The organism is Clostridium celatum (assembly GCF_021412605.1).
Classification (GTDB): Bacteria; Bacillota; Clostridia; order Clostridiales; family Clostridiaceae; genus Clostridium; species Clostridium celatum.
Window position 1 is genome coordinate 104,490 of record NZ_JAJKGM010000001.1, and the last position, 20,682, is coordinate 125,171.

Here is a 20,682-nt window from a genome sequence, read left to right on the forward strand (position 1 = left end):
TTAAATTATATTTCAATATTTTAATATAAGTCTTAAATTTATCTAACTTATTATATATTAACATATAAATTAGATAAATTTTTAGTGTTTAAATAAAATTGCTATATATAGTAAAATGCTGTTTATTTAATAAATAAATATATAGACTTAATAAAAAATTTAATAATGAAATTTTATAAATAAAAAAATGTATAAAAAGTGATACTAATAAGAAAAAATGTAAGAAGGGGGAGATATGATAGTTAGGAGTAAAAATTATGAGTGATAATTTAAAAGAAAAAGTTAAATGTACAATACCAATTAAGGTTGATTCTTATGAAGAGCTATTTAGGGAATTTGACTATAGAGACGTTAAAGATCGAAGTATTAATGCTGATTTAGATGGATGGATTCAAGAGTATATTTTGAGAGTACCATATAAGTTGAGAAAGATTTATGTTGAATTAGAAGTAAATATGCCAGCAGAAGTTAAGGATAAAAGTAAAGAGGAAGTATCTAAGGTTAGTATAATAAATTCTTATAGAGAATTTTTAGCTAGAGAGAAGAAATTGAGTTTTATGGGTGTAATAAGAATTTGCTATTATATAATTGCTGCGGCAATTCTTTTATCTTGTTGGTATGTTATTAAAAATTCTAAAGGTGAATCTTTGCTTACATCACTATTAAATTCAGGTGGAACAGTATTGTTATGGGAAACTATGACTTTAATATTTATAGAAAGTAAGAATTTTAAGTATAAGGTTAGAGTTAATAAGAAACTAAGTAATATGGATATAGTGTTTAGATATATAGAATAAATGAGGCGATAGTAAAATAAACGTGATTTTTGCATCTTTGTGGATGAGTAACTATATAGCAACTGGAATTATGATTATATTTGGTATTGTTCATAGCATTATTTCTTATAAAAATTTATATTAACAATAAACAGATATAGCATCTTAGAGTGATGTCATATCTGTTTATATTATTTAATGAAGAGTATTTCTAATTTCTTTTTGTATTTCGCTTAAAAATAGCTTAGCTGCTTTAGAAAACACCTGATGTTTTTTCCAAACAATATCAAGATTTACCTTTAATTCAGGCTCTAAAGGTTTAAATATTAAATTGCTATTATCACTAGTATTTATAAGCTTATCTAAGCAAAGTGCATAACCAACACCTTCCTGTACCATAATAGAAGCATTATAAATCAAATTATAGGTAGTAACTATATTTAATTTATCAAAATTAATACCAGCCCATCCCGATAGTTCATTATTCACAAGAGTCTGACTAGAACATAACAATGGAACATTTAATAAATCTTCAGGCTTTACGGTATTTAACTCAGTTAAAGGAGTATCCTTTCTCATAAGAACTCCCCAAGTATCAGTAGCAGGAAGTTTTAAAAAATCATATTTTTTCATATCTGCTGGCTCTATAAGTATGCCAAAATCTAAAAGGCCTTTATCAAGACGTTCAGTAACATCATTAGCATTACCACTATATAAATGGAATTTAATTAGTGGATATTCTGAATTCATACGTCTTACTACTTTTGCAATAATGCGCATAGCATCTGTTTCACCTCCACCTATATAGATATCTCCACTAAGCATATTATCAGATTTCTTTAATTGATCCTTAGTTTTTTCAGTTAAATCAATTATTTCTTCAGCACGTTTGCGTAAGAATACTCCTTCTTCTGTAAGAGTAATTTTACGATTACCACGGATAAATAACTGTTTTCCTAATTCTTCTTCTAGCTCTTTTAACTGTTTAGAAAGAGTAGGTTGTGTAACATGTAAGCTATCAGCAGCTGCTGAGATATTTTCTTCTCTAGCAACTGCAAGAAAATATTTCAAAACTCTCAATTCCATTTATAATCCTCATTTCTATTTAAAAATTACTTTAAGTATAATAGCTTCAAGCATTCCTGTAAACTATAGGAATGTATTCAATATAACAATTAGATATTTATAAAACTCAATAATATAATAAGATTATGAGCTAAGAAAATATCAATATAGAAAATATGAAATGATAAAATGCATTGAAAATAAGGGAGTAGAAGTTATGAATTTAGAAAATTATATAGAATATTTAAATAGTGGAAAAGTAATAGAGGGTGGATCGGAGATTCATCAATATATGCATATATTATCTCAAGAAGCATTAAAACTAACTATGAAATTAAATAATAGTTATCATACACCAGAAGAAATTAGAGATATATTTTCTGAGATTATTGGAAAACCAGTAGATAGTAGTTTTGGATTATTTCCTCCGTTTTATACCGACTGTGGAAAGAATATTAATGTAGGAAAAAATGTATTTATTAATTCAGGTTGTAAATTTCAAGATCAAGGGGGAATAACTATAGGAGATGGAACACTAATTGGACACAATGTAGTATTAGCAACACTTAATCATGATATGAATCCAGAAAAAAGAAGCAATATGATACCTAAGCCTATAGTCATTGGAAAAAACGTATGGATAGGATCAAATGCAACTATTATACCAGGAGTTACAATAGGGGATGGAGCAGTTATTGGAGCAGGGTCAGTAGTAACAAAGAATGTACCTGAAAATACAGTAGTTGCTGGAGTGCCAGCAAAGTTTGTTAAGGAATGTTAGTAATTAATTATGTTAAAAAATTTAACAAAATAAATATTTTAAACGTGATTTATTTAATATTTTTGCAACATTTATTTTGTATAATTTAAATGTGCTAAGAATAACTAATGAAAAGAACAGGCAGAGATGTATTAAAAAAGCTAAGGAAGAAATTTTACTTAAACAAATTGGGGAAGAATTATATAAGATATACTATGATTTATAGATAGCACATGTCATTTATTAAGTTTGTGAGACATCTAAATAAATTTTAGGTTTAGATGTTTAATAATAATGCCCTAAAAAATATATAAGAAGCTCTGAAGTGACATTAGTATAGTAGTGTCAAAAATGATACTAGTATCGCTGGTGATACTACTAGTGGTAGCAAAAATGACACTAGTAGTAGTGTCAAAAATGATACTGGTATCGCTGGTGATACTACTAGTGGTAGCAAAAATGACACTAGTAGTGGTGTCAAAAATGATACTAGTATCGCTGGTGATACTACTAGTGGTATCATAAATGACACTGGTAGTGGTGTCAAAAATGATACTGGTATCGCTGGTGATACTACTAGTGGTAGCAAAAATGACACCAGTAGTGGTGTCAAAAATGATACTAGTATCACTGATGATACCACTTTAAGCAATATATAATATAAATAATATATATAAATAATATATATATAAATAATATAAAAATATATATTATATTTATTTATATATTAAATTAAATAATTTAGTATATATAACAAGGGGGAAGGTTAAGAGATTTATTAGAATGTGTAAGTTTATAATAATATGAAAATTTCACTATGAATAAAATCGATAGATTCCTAATAAATACTTTTAAAATATGGATTATAATTAATATTTATCCACAAATAATAAATTAATCTTATAAGGGATAAATAATATATATTTGCTAGTACTCCACTATTATAAATTTTATAATCTCATGTTACTATTAGGTGGACAAGTTGTTATAGATGTAAAAGTACAAGACGACTAAAAATGGGCTAAATATTATTAGCTCAAATTATAGGAGGAATGGAAATGAAATCAAAGATAATTTCATTAGTATTATTAGGAAGTATATTTATAGGAGGAGTACAAGCTCACGCAGCAACTATTGATAATAGTTCAAATTCTAGAAGAGGAAGTATATCTTCTAATCATAAATATCATGGACATATAAGTAATAATACTCAAAACAAACCATCTACAAATGGTAACACATCATCAAGTGGAGGAAATACTAGCAACAGTACTCAACAAGGTGATAGCACTGTTATAAGTGATAAATTTATGGCACAAGTTGAACAAGCTATATTTAATAAAGTAAATGAAGAAAGAACTAAAGCAGGAGTTGCACCATTAACATATAATACAACTATGGAAAAGTATGCTAGAATTAAGTCTCAAGATATGGGAGATAATAATTACTTCAGTCATACTGATTTAAATGGTAATTATATAACTACAAAGATGAAAGCTGATGGAGTAACATATAAGGCTTGGGGAGAAAATATTGCATATATAGGGGGAATTACAGACCCAACAGCATTAGCAAACCAATTTATGACAAACTGGATGAATTCATCAGGTCATAAAGCCAATATTTTATCAACTAACTTCTCAAGTATGGGAGTTGGCGTATATAAAATAGGAAATAAAGTATATGCAACTCAAGAGTTTTATAAATAAAAATAATAGATTTTATTTATGTTAGATAATTGTATAATATATAAATAATTAAAAAAGTAGCTGCAAAAATTATTTTTTGCAGCTACTTTGTTTTTGATCCGTTAGAATTACCTCCTTTCTGGATTAATTAAACTTAAGCTATTCAATTAAGATTTTATTGCTATCACTTGCAGTTAATTCCTTCTTAGGTAACTCAATATTTAAAACACCATTATCAAATTTAGCTTTAATTGAATTCTTATCAACATTAGTAATATAGAATCCTCTAGAAACTGATCCATAACTTCTTTCACGTCTAATGTAATTATCTTTCTTTTCTTCATGATCATTATTTCTAGTAGCAGAAATAGTTAAATAATTGTTATTATAATCAATATTTATATCTTCTTTTTTAACACCTGGTAATTCAGCATGAACAATATATTCTTCAGGTGTTTCTTTTATATCAGTTTTGAAACTTCCACCAGACTTAAATTCTGATAACATATCATCACTAAAGAAATCATTGAACATGTCATTGATAGTTAATCCTCTACTGTTTTCTCCATTATTAAATTTAAAAGGTACTAAACCGAACATACAAAGACCTCCTTTTTAATCATATTTTTTTGAAATTTCAAAAGTAGTTTTTAATAAGCTTAATTGAATTTTCGCTTTGAGAAGTTTATTTATTATCTTTAATTACTTCTCTTATCTCTTTGTACAAGTACATTATAAAATTAAAGTCAAAGAAGGTCAAATTTGTATAAGTGAGAATAGTGGAGTAAGAATGAGAAAATAAAAGGAAGAGTTTTGATGATAATTAATTTCAAATAAATTTAATTAGTTTTGGAAAGCAATAATTAAATTTAGGATATTTAAAAATAAATTCTTATATTTAATATTAGTACTTAATATATATTGTATTAAGCAAATATAGTATAGGAGTATGATTAAAATGAAGTGGTATGAAGCAAACAGTATTGAAGAATTAAAGCAAATAGGAAATTTAAGAACTGTTAAAATGGAAATTAATAAAGATATAAAAAAATTAACTGGAAGAAAAAAATTAGATGGTTTTATAAAGATGGGAAGTAATAGTTGGAAAGGGCAATATGATAAAATAGTAGCATTAAAGAAAATAATTAATGTATTTAATGATAATGATGTACAATCTAGTGAAAATAATTTAAATTACTTTAAAAGTCAAGCTGATAAGTATATTTTTTGTTTGTTAGAGTTGGATGGAGAAGAAAGAATGAAACAGCTAAAAATATATAAATCACTATATGTAAATAAAAATGCAGCAAGAGAATGGTATATGAATATAGCGAGAAATATTCATCCAGATGTTTGTAAATCAGAAAAATCAGCAGAAGCTATGGCGGAATTAACAAGCATTTATAACAAGATGGTAAATCATGAATAAAAATAAAGAATTAGTAGTTATTAAATCTTATATAAAAGACATAAAATATAAAATTCCTAAGAAGGCAGAAGAATTAGATAAAATTACTGTTAAGAAAATATATAATGCCATTGGTAGTGGAATTGTAGATAATAAAGGTTTTATATGGTTTGATTGTAGTAAACTTCACACAATAATAAGAGTCAAAACTAAGAGTGATGCAGCGTATATTTTGGAGGGAATTAACAGTAAGTATAAAGCTAACTATAATAGTAAAACTTACGTTATATGGTCAAGTCTTGTTTCAATAATAGCTAAAAGAATAGAAGCAAATCCTAAAAATGAATATTTAAAGCTTATTTTTAGTATTTTAGAAGAAATAAATGAATCTAATGATATTAAGGTTTTACAGACTAAAGCAAAAGAGTTGCAGGAAAAGAATATAAAGAAACTTAAGAAGCAGAGAATTAATAGGTTTAAAATAGTAAAAGATGAGCTTACTAATAGGAAATTAGATAAGAAACTAGCGGAGTTTTCACACATAAGAAGTGTTTCGATGTATCCAGAGTTTTCGGAGTGTATATGGAATGGCTTTATAGTTAATAAGGAAACCCATAACTTAATAACTAGTCAGTGTATTAATGATGAAGATCAATTGTATAGTTTATGTTTTAAAAATGGATGGAATATTGACTGGTATGATGAATATAAAAGGATTGTAAATAGTTAGTTGATAATTTTCCTAAAATATATTGAGTTTATATAAATAATAATATAGTATCTATTAAAAATTTTAGATAAGAATTTAAGGAGTGGCAGTTTTATACAAAAAAGTTCTGCCTACTCTTTAATTAAATTTACTTAGTATAGTTATCTATAAAAGAAGAAAATTGAGCTTTAAATCGAGATAAAGCTAGGCTAGGTTTATGTTCTCTATAATCAACTATTATATAATTATATCCTTTTTTCTTAGCATAAATTTCTTTATTTAAGTCATTTTCTTTTTCTTCTATTAAAGATCTATTAGAAAAATAATCTACCTCTTCATAATGTTGAAGACCATGAACTTCTATTATTAAATTATAAGCTCCAACAAAAATATCATATTTCTTATTATTTTCTAAAGTAAGTTGAACAGAGTAATCTAAAGCAATACTATCTAGATAAGAGCATATTATTTTTTCACCCTTTGATTGAGAGCACTTAGGATAGCCTTGCTCTTGTAAAGTTCTAGCAGTAATACTTTGAAGAAAATCTTTATGACCATTAGTACATTTCCAAAATATCTTTTCCTTACTAGCATAAGAATAATTAGAAGGAGGTTCTATATTTTTATCAGACCATTCATTAAGTAAATGTGGAAAAGTATTAGTAAGAATATTTTTGTCATTTAATTTATTAATTCTAGTATCTTTTGAGATATTATCATAATAGCAAGAAATACAACCATATGTATCATAAATTTTGTAATTTATAGGTTTCTTGGTACTAGGAGCATGTCCACAACAAAAATCAATTTCAATATCTTCATTACTTCCTAAGTAAGGGGAAGTGCAAATATGTCCATTTCTTTTAATAATATTAAAAAAGTCAGATCGTGCTTTAATAAATTGACCATAATTATTACTAGATAACTCAACAAATCCACCATCAAAGGTTTCTAATAAAAAAAGCATAACTCCATCTTTTTTATATGTATATTTAATAAATTTATCTCCATTTTTTTCACAAGCTTTTTGTAGCATATTAGTATTAACAATAGTTTGGGATATAAAATTATGAGGAGTTGTATCAATTATTGCTCCTTTATATTTAATTGTAGTTTTAATATGTGTTCCTAAATATGATCCTAATAATATTGCATTAACTTTATTTAATGCTTTAAAAAAGGAGTTTCTACCAGAAATAAATAAATCATAAGCTCTACTACTCATTTCTAAAATATCATTAGTGTTATTTTTAATTAATGCTATAGAAGCACCATCATTTATATCTTTATATTTAATAAATAAATCACCATTTTTTAAACATTTTTCTTCAAAACTAATTGTAGATTTTACAGCTCTTTTGAATGATGGAAAATCCATATTAAAATGCTTGTCTTTATAATATATTACTGAAGGAATATTAAAGCCTAAGTATGGGCTCTTTAATATTGCATTGTTTTCAGAAAGAAAGGTAAAGAAAGTACTTCTGCTTTTAATAAATTTCATATAACTATTTTTAGTCATGGTTATTTCACCATTAGGAACTTTAATTAGTGCTGCTAATTGTGAATCATTACAATTAACATATTTAATAAATTTATCTCCATTATCTTCACAAATTTCTTCAAAAGATTTTGTTGAAGGAAGATAATGATTAATAAAAACTTGAGGAGAGGTTTTTATATCTGCCTCTTTATAATGTATTATTACTTCTTCCTTTGAACCATAATAATCACTGATTAAATAAGCATTATTTTCAGCTAAGATGCAAAGAAAGTTTTTGTACCAGTTTTGTGCTCTTTTTAGGGCAGCACCTTCCCCTATATATTTAAATTTATCCATATAAGTTCACCTATTATACTTTAATATTATCGAAATTATATCATAGTTTATAGAAATTATAGTAATGTAATTATTAGTAATTTATATTTAATTTAAGCATTTGTTTATGTTTTAAAATAAACATTCTTTAAACATAGCTAAATATTTTTATTATTAAAGAATATAAGTATTGAAACAATACTAAAATGAATACATATTAATTAGTATAAAAAAATGAGGAGAATGAGTATGTATTCCCAAAATAAAAAAGTGAAGCTTATGATAACAACTTTTATATTTTATTTAATAGCAGCTTTTATGATAACAGGATGAGCAGGAAAGACTTCATCATATTATGATTCTAAATCAAAATCAGAATCAGGAGTATCAATTGACATATTTAATTCTAAGGATGTAGATAAGGGAAGTAAACAAGGAATAATGATTACTTATGGCAAAAATCTATATTTTGCTGCTGGAGATAATAATTTTGAATACAAAAACGCTATTTATAAAATACCTTTAAAAAAGCTCACTGAAGATACTTCAAAGGTTATGGATGAAGATATCTCATGTTTTGATAAAGCTGAAATAGTTTATAAATATGATTTTGAAAAAGAAAATAATACAATAGATAGTTATATGATATTAGAGGTTTATTGTTATGATGATAATATATATTTTCAAGACTTAGAAGCTGTTGGTTCTAATAAGGCTAATTTATCTATATGTAAATTAAAGAGTAATGGAGAAAGGGAAATTATTTATCAAATCTATAATTCTATTGTATATGGAATGGGAAGCTGTTCATTAGAATTTAAAGAAGATTACTTCTATGGATATACTATACCATCTTTCCATCAGTAAAGTCTATTTCTTTATTGTTTAATTTTAAATAACCATAAATACCACCATCTAATGCACAAACCTGGCTATAACATTCCATAAAGTTTAAATAATTATAAAAGCCCATGATTCCAGGGTTAATTAAATAATCTTGCCAATAATAGAGATTACTAAAGTTCAATTTGCCAGATAATGAAGTGTTATCAAAATTAATATTTAATACAAGATGATTTAAAGAAAAAATATTATTGTTAATAGAAATAAAAAATCGAGCATTAGAATATGAAAAGTCTGTAAATGAAAACTTACAATAGTTAAAAAATTTATTTATATCATCTAGAATTTGAATGAAACTATGTCTATTATTTTGAGAATTTCCTATTGAAATTCCAGAATTATGGCAAAGGTATTTTTTTTATCTTTAGAAACAATTTTAAAATACCAGCTTTCAAAGAAGTTAGTTTTTTTATTTTTACCATGATAAAGATTAGGGTTAATAATTGATTTCATAGTGTCTCCATAAATTCATATTAGAACTTATTTTAATCAATAGTAGGATAAATATACAAATAAAGCAATATTTAATGAAATTGATGATAAGAAATTCAAAGTAATTCACAATGAAGATACTAATAGTGCTATAAGCTTAATCAATATTTTTACTTTAAGATTAGAGTAAAGTAAAAAAGTTAGAGAATATTTTTAAGATTTTTTTATTTATTTAATAAAATTAAAGAATGTAATAAAGATAAAATAAAACACAAGAATATTTGTAGTAAATTTTAATTACAACCATAATATACCATAAATATAAGGGCATTATTCGACATAAGAATAAATAATTTTATTATATAATTTAAATAGAACAAATAGTGTAAATAAACCAATGATTTATTTTAAATACATTAATGAAAAGTATTTGGAAAGTGAAAGAATATAAATTAAAGAAAAGGAATAAACGATATGATAAATATATTTGAAAACAATATCAGAAATCTTTGGAAATTTTCTGTTATTCCGGGAATAGAGGAATCAACTTTTAACAAAGTATTAGAAAGATTTTATGATTTGGGAATATCAGGACTTGTAAGAGAAAATATACAAAATTCATTAGATGGAAAGGTACCAGGAGAAAGTAATCCGGTAATAGTAACTATAAAGACTGGTAAAGTTAATAAAAATGACATACCTGGACTTGAAGATATAAAAGATAGAATTTCATGTTTAATAGGACGAAATAATTATACTAAAGAAACTATAGAGCATATGCAAAATAAAATGAATGCAGAAGAAATAGATTTTATTTCTTTTGAGGATTTTAATACAAAAGGATTAACAGGCGCTAAGAATGGACAAAGTTATGATCCTAAAGATACATGGGGAATATATGCATATAATAAAGGGGTCCATTCGGAAGAAGAGGATACTTCATTAGAAAAAGCTAGAGGCGGATCTCATGGTATAGGTAAGATAGCTTCTAATGCTGCATCAGAGTTACATATGATGTATTTTGCAAACTGTGATGATCAAGGGAATAAGCACTTAGGGGGAACAGTTCAACTTATAGAACATAAGTATAAAGAAAAATATTATCGTTCTACAGGATATTTTACCGATATAAAAAAGATAGAAAATAATGAAGAAAGATTTTATCCTTACGAAAATACATTTAATGAAGTATTTGAAAAAAATACTAGAGGTTTAAAAATTATTATTCCTTTCTTAAGGAAACAATTTAATAGTGAAAAAGACATTATTAAAAGTGTATGCGATAGTTTCTTTATTGCCATACTTGAAAATAAATTAGAAGTAATAGTAAATGATAAGACTATAAATAGAAAAACTATTAAAAAGTATATAACTGATAAGAATTACTATATTCAAGAGATATCAGAAATAAAGGATGAATTTACTCCTTTATATTTAAATACATATATGAATAATAAACCAAGTGTAATTAAAATTAAAGATATGAATAAGGAATATTGTTTTAAATTATATTTTAATTATAATGAAGCAATTACAAAAGGGCGTATGGCTATTATAAGAACTATAGGTATGAAAATAGAAGATAAAAAAATTACAGGGAATGTGAATAAGCCTTTTAATGCTATTTTAATACCAGAATCAATTGCTGAAGATGCATTTTTAAAATCACTTGAAAATGAATCACATACAGAACTTTCATGTGAACATATAAAAGATCAAGAGCTACAAAAAAATGCTAAAAGATTTATAAATAATATTTCAAAGGAAATGAAAAAGATAATTGAAGCTGAGATAAAGAAGAGTAATCCAACAGATGGAGTTATGGATACTAAAGAAATATTATATATAGTTGAAAATCAGTTTAAGCAAGAGCTTTCAGAATCATTAGGAACAGTAAAAATAAATAAAGGTGATAAAGAAAAAACTATAGTTAAAGTCAATCAAGATCTACCTAAAAAGAAAGAACCTAAAGATAAGAATGATAAAGATAAAAAGAAAGAGAAGAAGAAGCCAGTTAAAAAAGTTAAAAAGCCTAAAATAGAGGAACAGGAAAAACAAGATGATGAAGAAACTAGTATAGAAAAGCTAACAAGATATAATACTTATCCTGATAGAGTAAAAAGGCTAATTATAAGAGATAAAGAATATATAAAATTTGATTTTACAGATAGTCCTGAGATAAAAAATGCAAAGGTATGTGATATTGCATTAGCTGTTATTGATGGTATGGGTGAAGAATATGCTAATGAGTTTAATTTGAAAAATAATTATGAACACATTATTGATAAAGCTACAGAGGCAAAATGTAAGATAGATAACAATTTAATTAAAGATGTAAAGATAGTTAAAGGAAATGTACAAATAGAATTGAAGCTTAAAGATAATTATAATAAAGCATTAAAGTTTATGTACTATGTGGAGGTGTAATATGATTTATAAAAAAGATGCTAACTTTCCATATCCAATACTAACAAATAGCTCCAATAGTTATGAAAATTGCAGCTTTACATTAGAAGTTAATCTTGAAGAAAATACTAATGATTATATTTTAGAAATAAATTATGATATAACATCTACATTTATAACAAGATTATTAGAAAATGGACAAGCTATATTGATATTAGTAATTAAATCTAAGGATAATAAATTTTTTAATTTAGATTTAGGAGAAAAGGTTAAGCGTATTTCAAAATCAAGAATATCCTTAAGTAAAAGAACCACAATACAATTATTTATTCAATCTAAAGAAGATATAAGCTTTAGTGATAATGATGATTTAAGTTCTTTCTATAACGAATTTAAGGATGAAATAATTGTACCTAAAAATTCAATGTTAGGATTTTCAAATTGCCCAATGTTCGATGGAAGTATTGCTAAACCATTAGAGTTGTTTGAAAAGAAGGTTAATCCAAATTTAAAGTCTGATATAAAAATTGAAATTGGAAGTGAAACAATTATTATTAATTATAAAAATGAAGAATTACAGTTTTCTAGTATGTCTAATAGCAGTGCATTTAATAATCCGTATGTATATATGGGCCTTCAAAAAGCAATGTATAGGTTTATTGTAAATAATGGGGAAGATAATGAAAGTGTAGATATAGATGATATGGAGATTCCAGAAGATAGCTTAGATTTTAAATTATATAATCTTATGAAAAAGAAAAAAATTAGGGAGTTAAATATAGATAATATGGATGAAGTTATTTATTCTATATCAGATAAAGTTATAGAAAAATATTCGTCAGCAGTAAGGAGATTATATTCTGATGGAAATTAGATTATTAAAAAAGGGATATAAAAAGAATGATCAATTTTATAAAGATTTTTTAGAAGATCAAATAAGAAATAATGATGATTATTTTTCGGGAGAAATTGTACATATAGATGAAATACCAGATTTTCCAGTTTATATGGGTACGAGAAATGAGGAAGAAAAGAAAAAATTATTCTTTGAAGCATTTGATGTTATTTCAAAAAGTTATTTAAATACAGATAGGGATGTTCATTTTGAAGAGATATTTTGGCATTCTTTACTTTGTGTTTATAAAAGAGACTATTTATTAGAGAATTATCCTGAGATAAAAGATAGTAGAAGTAAATTTAATAATATAGTAATAAGAGATTTTGATTGGGAAAATTATATATATAAATGTGTGTTAGGAGCACAGTATATAAACGATAATATTACTAAAAAGGAAGAAAGAGAGAAATATTATGAATATATAATTGATAATCTTGATTTATATAACTACATTATTAAATATGATATTTTTAGAAATGATAAGTTTTTATTGAATATATTAGATATTACTTATGAGTTAGGTTTATCTGATATATTAAAGTCTAAAATAAAGGGAAGACCTGAGTTAGGAAAAGATCCACGGGTGGGGAGATTTGTTATATTTGAATTTAATAAAAGTTATCCAGTAATAATGTCTCCTATGATGGATAAAGAAGCTTTGAAGAAACCGTTTTTGGAGTATTTGAGTTATTATTATGATATAAATTAAAAAATATAATTTTATATAGATATAAATTATTAGCATAGAATAAGGTGGAGAGAGTACTTATGTCTAGAAACTATTTATGTTATAAAAAAATTATATTGTTCACTATTAGAATAAAGGAGTAACATTATCTTTGCTTGTAAACAATAAATCAGAGTGTATATTTAAGTATAATGAAAATTACAACAATACTTTAAAAAGAGAGGATATAGCTTAGTCACAACCTAGGGTAATATTTATATGACCTAAATTCAACAATTACCAAAAAGAATCAATAAATTTTAGAGATTTATCATTTGAATTATGAGAAGTTAAGAACTTTAGTAATAATACAGTAAGATTTAATCATATAAAGGCTTCAAGAAGTGCTGAATTTGTTAATAATAGAAACTACGAGTGAGTTAGTTAAATTAGTAAATAAAGAAATCAGGGTATATAAAAATAATACTCTAGAAGAACTAAAAGAACTATATAATGAAATTAAGGAATATATCTTAGTTTAGATGGTAACATAGGTATTAAGTGTACAGAGTTGTATAGTGAGTTTAGACTAAATAATAAAAATATAGTAGATATATATCCTATAAAAAAGCAAATTAAAAGATGGTTTAATTGTAAATGGGGAAGTATTAATGATCACAAAAAATTAGTGAGAGATGTTTCTAAAATAGGACATTAGGATAATGAAGATTATTAAGTGATTCCAAGAGATAAAGATAAGTTAAATTATTTATTTGACTCAATTAAGCAAATATATAATCTTAGAATGGTGTAAATGGGAACTCATGATAAAATAAATACTAATAGTATTTTAAATTTAAAATTTAGATGCTAAATATCATAATAATAGAATTTTATGTAATATAATTAGTGGTTTAAGCTCTACTTTTAAAGTAGAGCTTTTTTATAAGAGAGATTTATATAGTGATATAAATATATGATTCAATAGTTTAGCATCTTATTATTTATAAGTACCCTGATACATTTAATAACATCATTATATGCTATAATATTCTATATAATAAAACATAAGTTTTAGGAGGAAAATGATGGCTAAGGATAAAAAAATAAAATTAGCATCAGGAGCAGAAGATAAATTTATCGAGCTTTTTAGTGAAGTTTTTGGTCCAGAAAAGACAGGAAAGTTATTAATTCAATATGGAATACAAGATATATATGGTAGAAATAGATATATAGATTTTGCAGTATTAACTGATAATGAAAAGATTGCAATCGAAATAGATGGGGAAGGTGTTCATGAACCAGGTAAGGTATCTCATGAAAAGTATTATGATGATTTATTAAAACAAAACTCAATGATTTATAATAATTGGAAAGTTTATAGATGGACTGATGGGCAACTTAAAAGGTTTACTGATAAAGTTAAGGATGAAATATATACCTTCTTAAGTGATGTAATAGAAGAAGGTAAAGAAGATTGTTTATTAAAACCTCAAGGAAATGTGTTAGAACTTAGAGATTATCAAGAAGAGGCTCTTAGTAGCTTGGAGAATATGAGAAAACAAGGTAATACCATTGCTTTATTATATCATGCAACTGGTATTGGTAAGACTGTAACTGCTGTTGAAGATGCAAAATCAGTAGGAGAAAGAACTTTATTTATAGCTCATACAAAAGAATTAGTTGAACAAGCTAAAGAAAAGTTTCAATTGCTTTGGAAAGATATTGATACTGGAACATATATGGGGGATATTAAGGAGAAAGATGCTTATGTTGTATGTGGATCAGTTCAAAGTATTTCTGCTAATATTGAACAGTTTAATAAAGATGATTTCAAATACATAATTATAGATGAAGCTCATCATGCATCAGCTAATACTTATGGTAAAATATTAGATTATTTTGAGCCAGATTTTACACTAGGATTAACTGCTACACCAGAAAGATCAGATGGTGAAGATATATTAAATATATTTAAAAATGTTGCTCATAAGATGGATTTAGAAACATCAATAAAGAGAGGGCATGCAGCAGAAATAAGATGTATAAGAATTAAGACAGATATAGATATTTCAGACGTAAGGATAAATGGTATTAAATATGATGCTAAAGATTTAGAAAGTAAATTATTTGTACCAGAAAGAAATAAAATTATTGTAGACACATATTTAAAGTTTGTAAAAGATAAAAGAACTGTAGTATTTTGTGCATCAGTAAATAATGCAGAACAAGTAGCAGATCTTTTTAGAGCAAATGGTATAAAAGCTGAAGCAGTATCTGGTGCTATGAAGCAGAGTAAAAGATCTAAAATATTAAAAGATTATGAAGAGGGAAATATAAAAGTATTATGTGCCTGTGATTTATTAAATGAAGGTTGGGATAGTCCCAAAACAGAAGTATTATTTATGGCAAGACCAACAATGTCAAAAGTTATTTATATGCAACAACTAGGACGTGGAACTAGACTTTGTGAAGGAAAGGAATATTTATTAGTATTTGATTTTATAGATAATGCTAATTTATTTAATGCGCCATTATCTTGTCATAGAATGTTTAATATTGAAGAATATGTTCCAGGTGCGTTAGTATTTGGACAGGGGGATAGAAAATTTATAGAAGCTGATTTTCTAAGAAGAGGAGAAAAGCCTGTAGAATTAATAGATTTACCAATTAATGTTTTAGATTATGAACATATAGACTTATTCAATTGGTATGATGCTGCTAAAGATATGATATCTCAAATAGAGTTTGTAAGAAGAGTTGATGTGCAAGCAGAGACTGTTTCAAGGTATATAAGAGAAGGAAAAATAGTAGCTGATTTAGAAGTACCTTGTAGTAGTAATACCTTTAAGTATTTTAAAGAAGAAACTATAAAGAAATATGCAGAAGAATTTGGATGGCAACTTATTAATGATACAAATATTAAAGAAAAATTTATGGAGTTTGTAGAAAAGATGGATATGGCATACTCATATAAACCAGTATTATTGAAAGCTATGCTAGAAGAATCAGATGATAAAGGCAGAGTTTTAGTTGAAGATATTATTGATTATTTTATTGATTTTTACGAAGATAGAAAGATTAGGGGATTACAAGCTGAAAAGAAGAGATCTCATTATAATGATGAAGTAATTGATAGAAAGAAAACTAAGACAAATATATTTTCTAATCCATTTAAGCGCTTTGAGGATATGCGATTTATGGAGAGATGTAGAGATATAGAATATGTTCAGTTTAATAAAGTAATATGGAAGAAGCTTTCTAGAGAGGAAAAAGTATGGATAGCTAATAGATGTGATGAAAGATTGAGATCGTATTATGGGGACTAGCATTTAATATTATTTAAATATATAAGATAAAAGGGGAAGATATAAATGGGTAAATATGCTGGAACAGTAGCATTAGCAGATATAAAATGTTATAGAGATAAAGATAGAACAGATTTAGTAGCAGAATTTAAAAGTTTTCCAGAGGTAAGAAGGTTTTTAAATGTACAGGCAGTTGGGGATAGTTTAGAAAGAGCAAGTGAAAGTGGAAAGCCTAGTAGAGGATATTATTGGAGAGTAGAAAATTTAAGATATGGAGCTAGATCAGAAGTGGATATGGAATCAGTAGTAGAAAAACATCAAGTACAAGAAACAATAATAGATGAAAAGCTAAGAAAATTTATAGAAGCATCAAAAGATTACATTAGTAAAGATAAATTTTTTGAAACTTTAGAAGATAATAAGAGTAAATTTATTGAAAGGTTCCCTTTAGATAAATTAATAGATATGCCCATAGAGGAGTATATTGTTCTAAAGGCAAATTATCCAGATACATATAATGATGTATTTACTTATTGGTTAGAGAGAAAAAAGGAAATAGGTGGAGCTATTGGTGGAGGTAATGCTTCTAAGTTTTATATCTATATGGATGCTACCGGAAAATATTGCATAGGATATGGAAATAAGAAAAGATATATTGAAGGTGATGAATTAAAGTATGAATATAATGATCTTATTTCTAAAATAGTAAAATCAATAGAGTTTGCAAGGGAAGACAATATAGAAGGAATAAAAGAATTAAATCCACCATTATGGAATATGGTGTTACTAAAAATATTATCAATTTATTTGCCAAATAAATTTATAGATGTTTATTCATCATCAGTATTAATTCCATTAGCAGAAATATTAAATTTAGATATAGATAAATCAGCAGAAAATATTGTAGAAATAAATTATTTAGCAACTAAAAAGCTTAAGGAAATGGATGCATTTAAAGATTGGGAGATGTTTAAGTTATCAAATTTTGTATGGGAAACTATTAGCAAGGCTCCAAGAAAAATAACTTATTGGGCTTTAGGACATAATTATGATGGAGATAATATACTTCCAGATTTAATAGAGAAGAATAAAATAGCAGTTGGATATTTTGAAGAAGACTTAAGTGATGTAATTATAAATAAAAGAACTTTGAAAGAGTATCTAAAGGAAAATAATTGTGATAATAATACAATTAAAAACTTAAGTAATTTTAGTGAGATAAAAAAAGATGATATTGTTATATTAAAAAGTTCTTTTACTAAGGGAGAAAAGAGAGATATTTCTGTTTTTAAAATATCAGCAGTAGCTAAGGTGCTTGAAGATGCTACTAGTGGGTATGAATATGATGAAAGGTTACATCATACTATTCCTGTAGAATGGATATCAAAAGAAGTTAGAGAAATTGAGGGAATAAATTATTTAGGTACACTTACTAAAATAAAAAATGAGAAAGTTTTAGATATAATTTTAAACAATATTAACTTACCACACGAGATAGAAGAAAATATATCTAATGAAGTAGATGAGTTAAATGAAGATAATAAGAATTTTATCTTATATGGACCTCCGGGAACAGGAAAAACTTATAATGTTATAAATAAAGCATTAGAAATAATTGATCCTGAAGGATATTCAGAAATAGCTGAAGATAATAGAGAGGCTATATTAAATCAATATAAAGAGCTTGTTGATAAGGGTCAAATTGCTTTTTGTACATTCCACCAAAGTTATGGATATGAGGAATTTATAGAAGGTTTAAAATCGGATGGAAAAGGTAATTTTGTAACAGAAGATGGTATCTTAAAAAGAATATCTTATAATGCAGCTTATGAAGGGTTAAAAGAGGAGTATAAAGAAGATGAATTAAGTTACAATGATAAAAAACTTAAGGTTAATAATTATATTAATAAAGAAAAAGCTTTTAAAGAAGCAAAGAAGTTTGTGCTTATTATTGATGAAATTAATAGAGGTAATATATCAAAAGTATTTGGTGAGCTTATTACATTATTAGAAGAGGATAAAAGAATAGGGACAAGTAATCAAATTGTAGCTAATTTACCTTATACAAAGGAAAAATTTAGTCTTCCTAATAATTTATATATTATAGGAACAATGAATACATCTGATAAATCTATAGCTCAAATTGATATTGCATTAAGAAGAAGATTTATATTTGAAGAAATTATGCCTAATTATGAGATATTAGATGAAATTGATGGTATAGAGTTAGACAAGTTATTAATTGCAATTAATGAAAGGATAGAATTTTTATTAGATAGGGATCATTTAATAGGACATGCATATTTTGTTAACTGTAATTCGTATTCAGATATTATCAATGTAGTTATTAATAAAATAATTCCATTACTACAAGAGTATTTTTATGGAGACAATGAAAAAGTAGGAATGATTCTAGGGGGAATAGGATCATCTGAAGGTGATAAATATATTGTTTATAAAGAGGAAAAATCAGCAAATAAAATATTTAAGGGCTTCAAAAATATTAGTGATATAGGCTCTAAAGAATTCTTTAGAGTAAAATCTAATATTGGAATAGAGGAGCTTAAAAACATATATGAAGATTAAATATATAATTTTAAAAGAAGGTTACGATTGGTTAAGTATTGGTAGTGAAGATAATGAAATAACATCTTCTGAATATAGAGAGCTTTGTTTATATTTAAAGAAAAATATAGGTAATAAATCAATAGTATATGATTATAATAAAATTAAATTTATTAACTATGTTGGAATAATAAAGGTAAAGAATTTAATTATTGAGATATTGCCTAAGATATCGTTAAGTAATGACATAATAAAAGATAGGAAAATTCTTATGTTTATGCTTTCTAAGTGTAATAAACTATCTGTAGATATAAAAGAGTTATTAAATAGTAATATTCTAAATAATTCATTACTAGATATTTTGGCAAAAATATTCTCAAAAAAGCTTTTAAGTGAATTGGAAAAGGGGTTATATAGAGAATATGTTTCTAAAGAAGAAGCATTAAGTATGATAAGGGGAAAAATTCTAATATCTAAAAGTATAAAAGAAAATACGATTAATAAAAATAAAATGAATTGTAAATATGATGAATTTACTGAGGATAATTTATTTAATGCTATTTTAAAAAGAGCTATTAATGTTATTTTACTTTCAACAAAGAATGATGATGTAAAGAAGGATTTAAGTATTATAAATAATGTTTTTAATGAAGTTTCAGATATGTATATTTCTAATAATATTATTTCAAATTATAGATTAAATAGAATTAATAATAGATTTTTAGAGTGTTTTACATTAGCAAAATTAATATTATTAAATTCAAGTATGGATAAATCATTAGGGAAAGAAAATGGATTTTCAATTTTATTTGAAATTAATTATTTATATGAGGAATACATTGGAATTTTATTGAAGAAAGTTTTTCATGACAGTAATATCAAAGTAAATACTCAGGAAAAATCTAGATATTTATTATGGAATACTTTAAAAGAAAAAAATGAAATAGCATTAAAACCTGACATTGTTATATATAAAGATAATAAACCTAAGGTTATAATTGATACAAAGTGGAAGAGTTCATCTGTTAATGATAGGGAAGTTTACTCTCAAAGTGATATTTATCAAATGTATGCTTATATTACAACATATATAGAGTGTGAAGAATGTATTTTATTATATCCTAAAGTTAACAGTGATATTGAACACTCAAGGTGGAGCTTGAATCATGTTGATGGAAATAAGAAAATTTTAGTATGTGAAATTGCTTTAGATAATTATGAAAAAACAAAGAATGAATTATATGAATTAATTATTTAAGATAGTTATATTGATTTAAA

15 protein-coding genes are annotated in these 20,682 nt (G+C 25.3%); 12 read left to right on the forward strand and 3 right to left on the reverse strand.

The window, feature by feature from the left end; translation table 11 throughout:
- The first annotated feature begins 257 nt into the window (after positions 1 to 257).
- Positions 258 to 797, forward strand: a complete 540-nt coding sequence (locus tag LPC13_RS00415) for a hypothetical protein (protein WP_005215266.1) — start codon at positions 258 to 260, stop codon at positions 795 to 797.
- 174 nt (positions 798 to 971) lie between these two features.
- On the opposite strand, the gene LPC13_RS00420 is transcribed toward LPC13_RS00415, so the two are convergent.
- Positions 972 to 1,862, reverse strand: a complete 891-nt coding sequence (locus LPC13_RS00420) for a LysR family transcriptional regulator (protein WP_005215273.1) — start codon at positions 1,860 to 1,862, stop codon at positions 972 to 974.
- A gap of 196 nt (positions 1,863 to 2,058) precedes the next feature.
- Here LPC13_RS00420 and LPC13_RS00425 point away from each other — a divergent pair, with 196 nt between their 5' ends.
- Both LPC13_RS00425 and LPC13_RS00430 read left to right on the forward strand, forming a co-directional pair.
- Complete coding sequence (locus LPC13_RS00425) at positions 2,059 to 2,622, forward strand: sugar O-acetyltransferase (protein ID WP_040419992.1); 564 nt, start codon at positions 2,059 to 2,061, stop codon at positions 2,620 to 2,622.
- Between the two features lie 1,037 nt (positions 2,623 to 3,659).
- Positions 3,660 to 4,310, forward strand: coding sequence for a CAP domain-containing protein (locus LPC13_RS00430; RefSeq protein WP_234088459.1), 651 nt, complete (start codon positions 3,660 to 3,662; stop codon positions 4,308 to 4,310).
- Positions 4,311 to 4,448: 138 nt separating this feature from the next.
- Here the strand turns inward: LPC13_RS00430 and LPC13_RS00435 are convergent, their stop codons facing one another.
- A complete protein-coding gene (locus LPC13_RS00435) occupies positions 4,449 to 4,889 on the reverse strand; it encodes an Hsp20/alpha crystallin family protein (RefSeq protein ID WP_234088460.1) in 441 nt (146 codons plus the stop codon).
- 358 nt (positions 4,890 to 5,247) lie between these two features.
- Here LPC13_RS00435 and LPC13_RS00440 point away from each other — a divergent pair, with 358 nt between their 5' ends.
- Both LPC13_RS00440 and LPC13_RS00445 read left to right on the forward strand, forming a co-directional pair.
- A complete protein-coding gene (locus tag LPC13_RS00440) occupies positions 5,248 to 5,718 on the forward strand; it encodes a hypothetical protein (RefSeq protein WP_051040683.1) in 471 nt (156 codons plus the stop codon).
- On the forward strand, positions 5,711 to 6,427 hold the full coding sequence (locus tag LPC13_RS00445; protein WP_005213663.1) for a hypothetical protein: 717 nt from the start codon (positions 5,711 to 5,713) through the stop codon (positions 6,425 to 6,427). Before LPC13_RS00440 ends, LPC13_RS00445 begins: the two co-directional genes overlap by 8 nt.
- Before the next feature lie 127 nt (positions 6,428 to 6,554).
- On the opposite strand, the gene LPC13_RS00450 is transcribed toward LPC13_RS00445, so the two are convergent.
- Positions 6,555 to 8,246 (reverse strand): zinc-ribbon domain-containing protein, encoded by a 1,692-nt coding sequence (locus tag LPC13_RS00450; RefSeq protein WP_005213661.1) that lies wholly within the window; start codon positions 8,244 to 8,246, stop codon positions 6,555 to 6,557.
- Positions 8,247 to 8,666: 420 nt separating this feature from the next.
- Between LPC13_RS00450 and LPC13_RS00455 the strand changes: the two genes are divergently transcribed.
- The 7 genes from LPC13_RS00455 to LPC13_RS00485 all read left to right on the forward strand — a co-directional run bounded on the left by LPC13_RS00455 (position 8,667) and on the right by LPC13_RS00485 (position 20,662).
- The gene (locus LPC13_RS00455) at positions 8,667 to 9,092 is read left to right on the forward strand and encodes a hypothetical protein (RefSeq protein WP_005213659.1); all 426 of its coding nucleotides are present in this window, start codon (positions 8,667 to 8,669) and stop codon (positions 9,090 to 9,092) included.
- Between the two features lie 942 nt (positions 9,093 to 10,034).
- On the forward strand, positions 10,035 to 11,987 hold the full coding sequence (locus LPC13_RS00460) for a hypothetical protein (RefSeq protein WP_005213653.1): 1,953 nt from the start codon (positions 10,035 to 10,037) through the stop codon (positions 11,985 to 11,987).
- Position 11,988: 1 nt separating this feature from the next.
- The gene (locus LPC13_RS00465; RefSeq protein WP_005213651.1) at positions 11,989 to 12,840 is read left to right on the forward strand and encodes a hypothetical protein; all 852 of its coding nucleotides are present in this window, start codon (positions 11,989 to 11,991) and stop codon (positions 12,838 to 12,840) included.
- The gene (locus LPC13_RS00470) at positions 12,830 to 13,573 is read left to right on the forward strand and encodes an OTU domain-containing protein (protein WP_234088461.1); all 744 of its coding nucleotides are present in this window, start codon (positions 12,830 to 12,832) and stop codon (positions 13,571 to 13,573) included. The genes LPC13_RS00465 and LPC13_RS00470 overlap by 11 nt, the downstream gene beginning before the upstream one ends.
- A 1,043-nt stretch (positions 13,574 to 14,616) precedes the next feature.
- A complete protein-coding gene (locus LPC13_RS00475) occupies positions 14,617 to 16,860 on the forward strand; it encodes a DEAD/DEAH box helicase (RefSeq protein ID WP_005213644.1) in 2,244 nt (747 codons plus the stop codon).
- A gap of 45 nt (positions 16,861 to 16,905) precedes the next feature.
- Complete coding sequence (locus LPC13_RS00480) at positions 16,906 to 19,425, forward strand: McrB family protein (RefSeq protein WP_005213641.1); 2,520 nt, start codon at positions 16,906 to 16,908, stop codon at positions 19,423 to 19,425.
- On the forward strand, positions 19,415 to 20,662 hold the full coding sequence (locus tag LPC13_RS00485) for an McrC family protein (protein WP_234088462.1): 1,248 nt from the start codon (positions 19,415 to 19,417) through the stop codon (positions 20,660 to 20,662). The genes LPC13_RS00480 and LPC13_RS00485 overlap by 11 nt, the downstream gene beginning before the upstream one ends.
- The last annotated feature ends 20 nt before the right edge of the window (positions 20,663 to 20,682 follow it).

Bases quoted from the DNA above. Each gene is read 5' to 3' on its own strand.
- LPC13_RS00415 (WP_005215266.1), top strand. From the start codon at position 258: ATGAGTGATAATTTAAAAGAAAAAGTTAAATGTACAATACCAATTAAG.
- LPC13_RS00420 (WP_005215273.1), bottom strand. From the start codon at position 1,862: ATGGAATTGAGAGTTTTGAAATATTTTCTTGCAGTTGCTAGAGAAGAA.
- LPC13_RS00425 (WP_040419992.1), top strand. From the start codon at position 2,059: ATGAATTTAGAAAATTATATAGAATATTTAAATAGTGGAAAAGTAATA.
- LPC13_RS00430 (WP_234088459.1), top strand. From the start codon at position 3,660: ATGAAATCAAAGATAATTTCATTAGTATTATTAGGAAGTATATTTATA.
- LPC13_RS00435 (WP_234088460.1), bottom strand. From the start codon at position 4,889: ATGTTCGGTTTAGTACCTTTTAAATTTAATAATGGAGAAAACAGTAGA.
- LPC13_RS00440 (WP_051040683.1), top strand. From the start codon at position 5,248: ATGAAGTGGTATGAAGCAAACAGTATTGAAGAATTAAAGCAAATAGGA.
- LPC13_RS00445 (WP_005213663.1), top strand. From the start codon at position 5,711: ATGAATAAAAATAAAGAATTAGTAGTTATTAAATCTTATATAAAAGAC.
- LPC13_RS00450 (WP_005213661.1), bottom strand. From the start codon at position 8,246: ATGGATAAATTTAAATATATAGGGGAAGGTGCTGCCCTAAAAAGAGCA.
- LPC13_RS00455 (WP_005213659.1), top strand. From the start codon at position 8,667: ATGATTACTTATGGCAAAAATCTATATTTTGCTGCTGGAGATAATAAT.
- LPC13_RS00460 (WP_005213653.1), top strand. From the start codon at position 10,035: ATGATAAATATATTTGAAAACAATATCAGAAATCTTTGGAAATTTTCT.
- LPC13_RS00465 (WP_005213651.1), top strand. From the start codon at position 11,989: ATGATTTATAAAAAAGATGCTAACTTTCCATATCCAATACTAACAAAT.
- LPC13_RS00470 (WP_234088461.1), top strand. From the start codon at position 12,830: ATGGAAATTAGATTATTAAAAAAGGGATATAAAAAGAATGATCAATTT.
- LPC13_RS00475 (WP_005213644.1), top strand. From the start codon at position 14,617: ATGATGGCTAAGGATAAAAAAATAAAATTAGCATCAGGAGCAGAAGAT.
- LPC13_RS00480 (WP_005213641.1), top strand. From the start codon at position 16,906: ATGGGTAAATATGCTGGAACAGTAGCATTAGCAGATATAAAATGTTAT.
- LPC13_RS00485 (WP_234088462.1), top strand. From the start codon at position 19,415: ATGAAGATTAAATATATAATTTTAAAAGAAGGTTACGATTGGTTAAGT.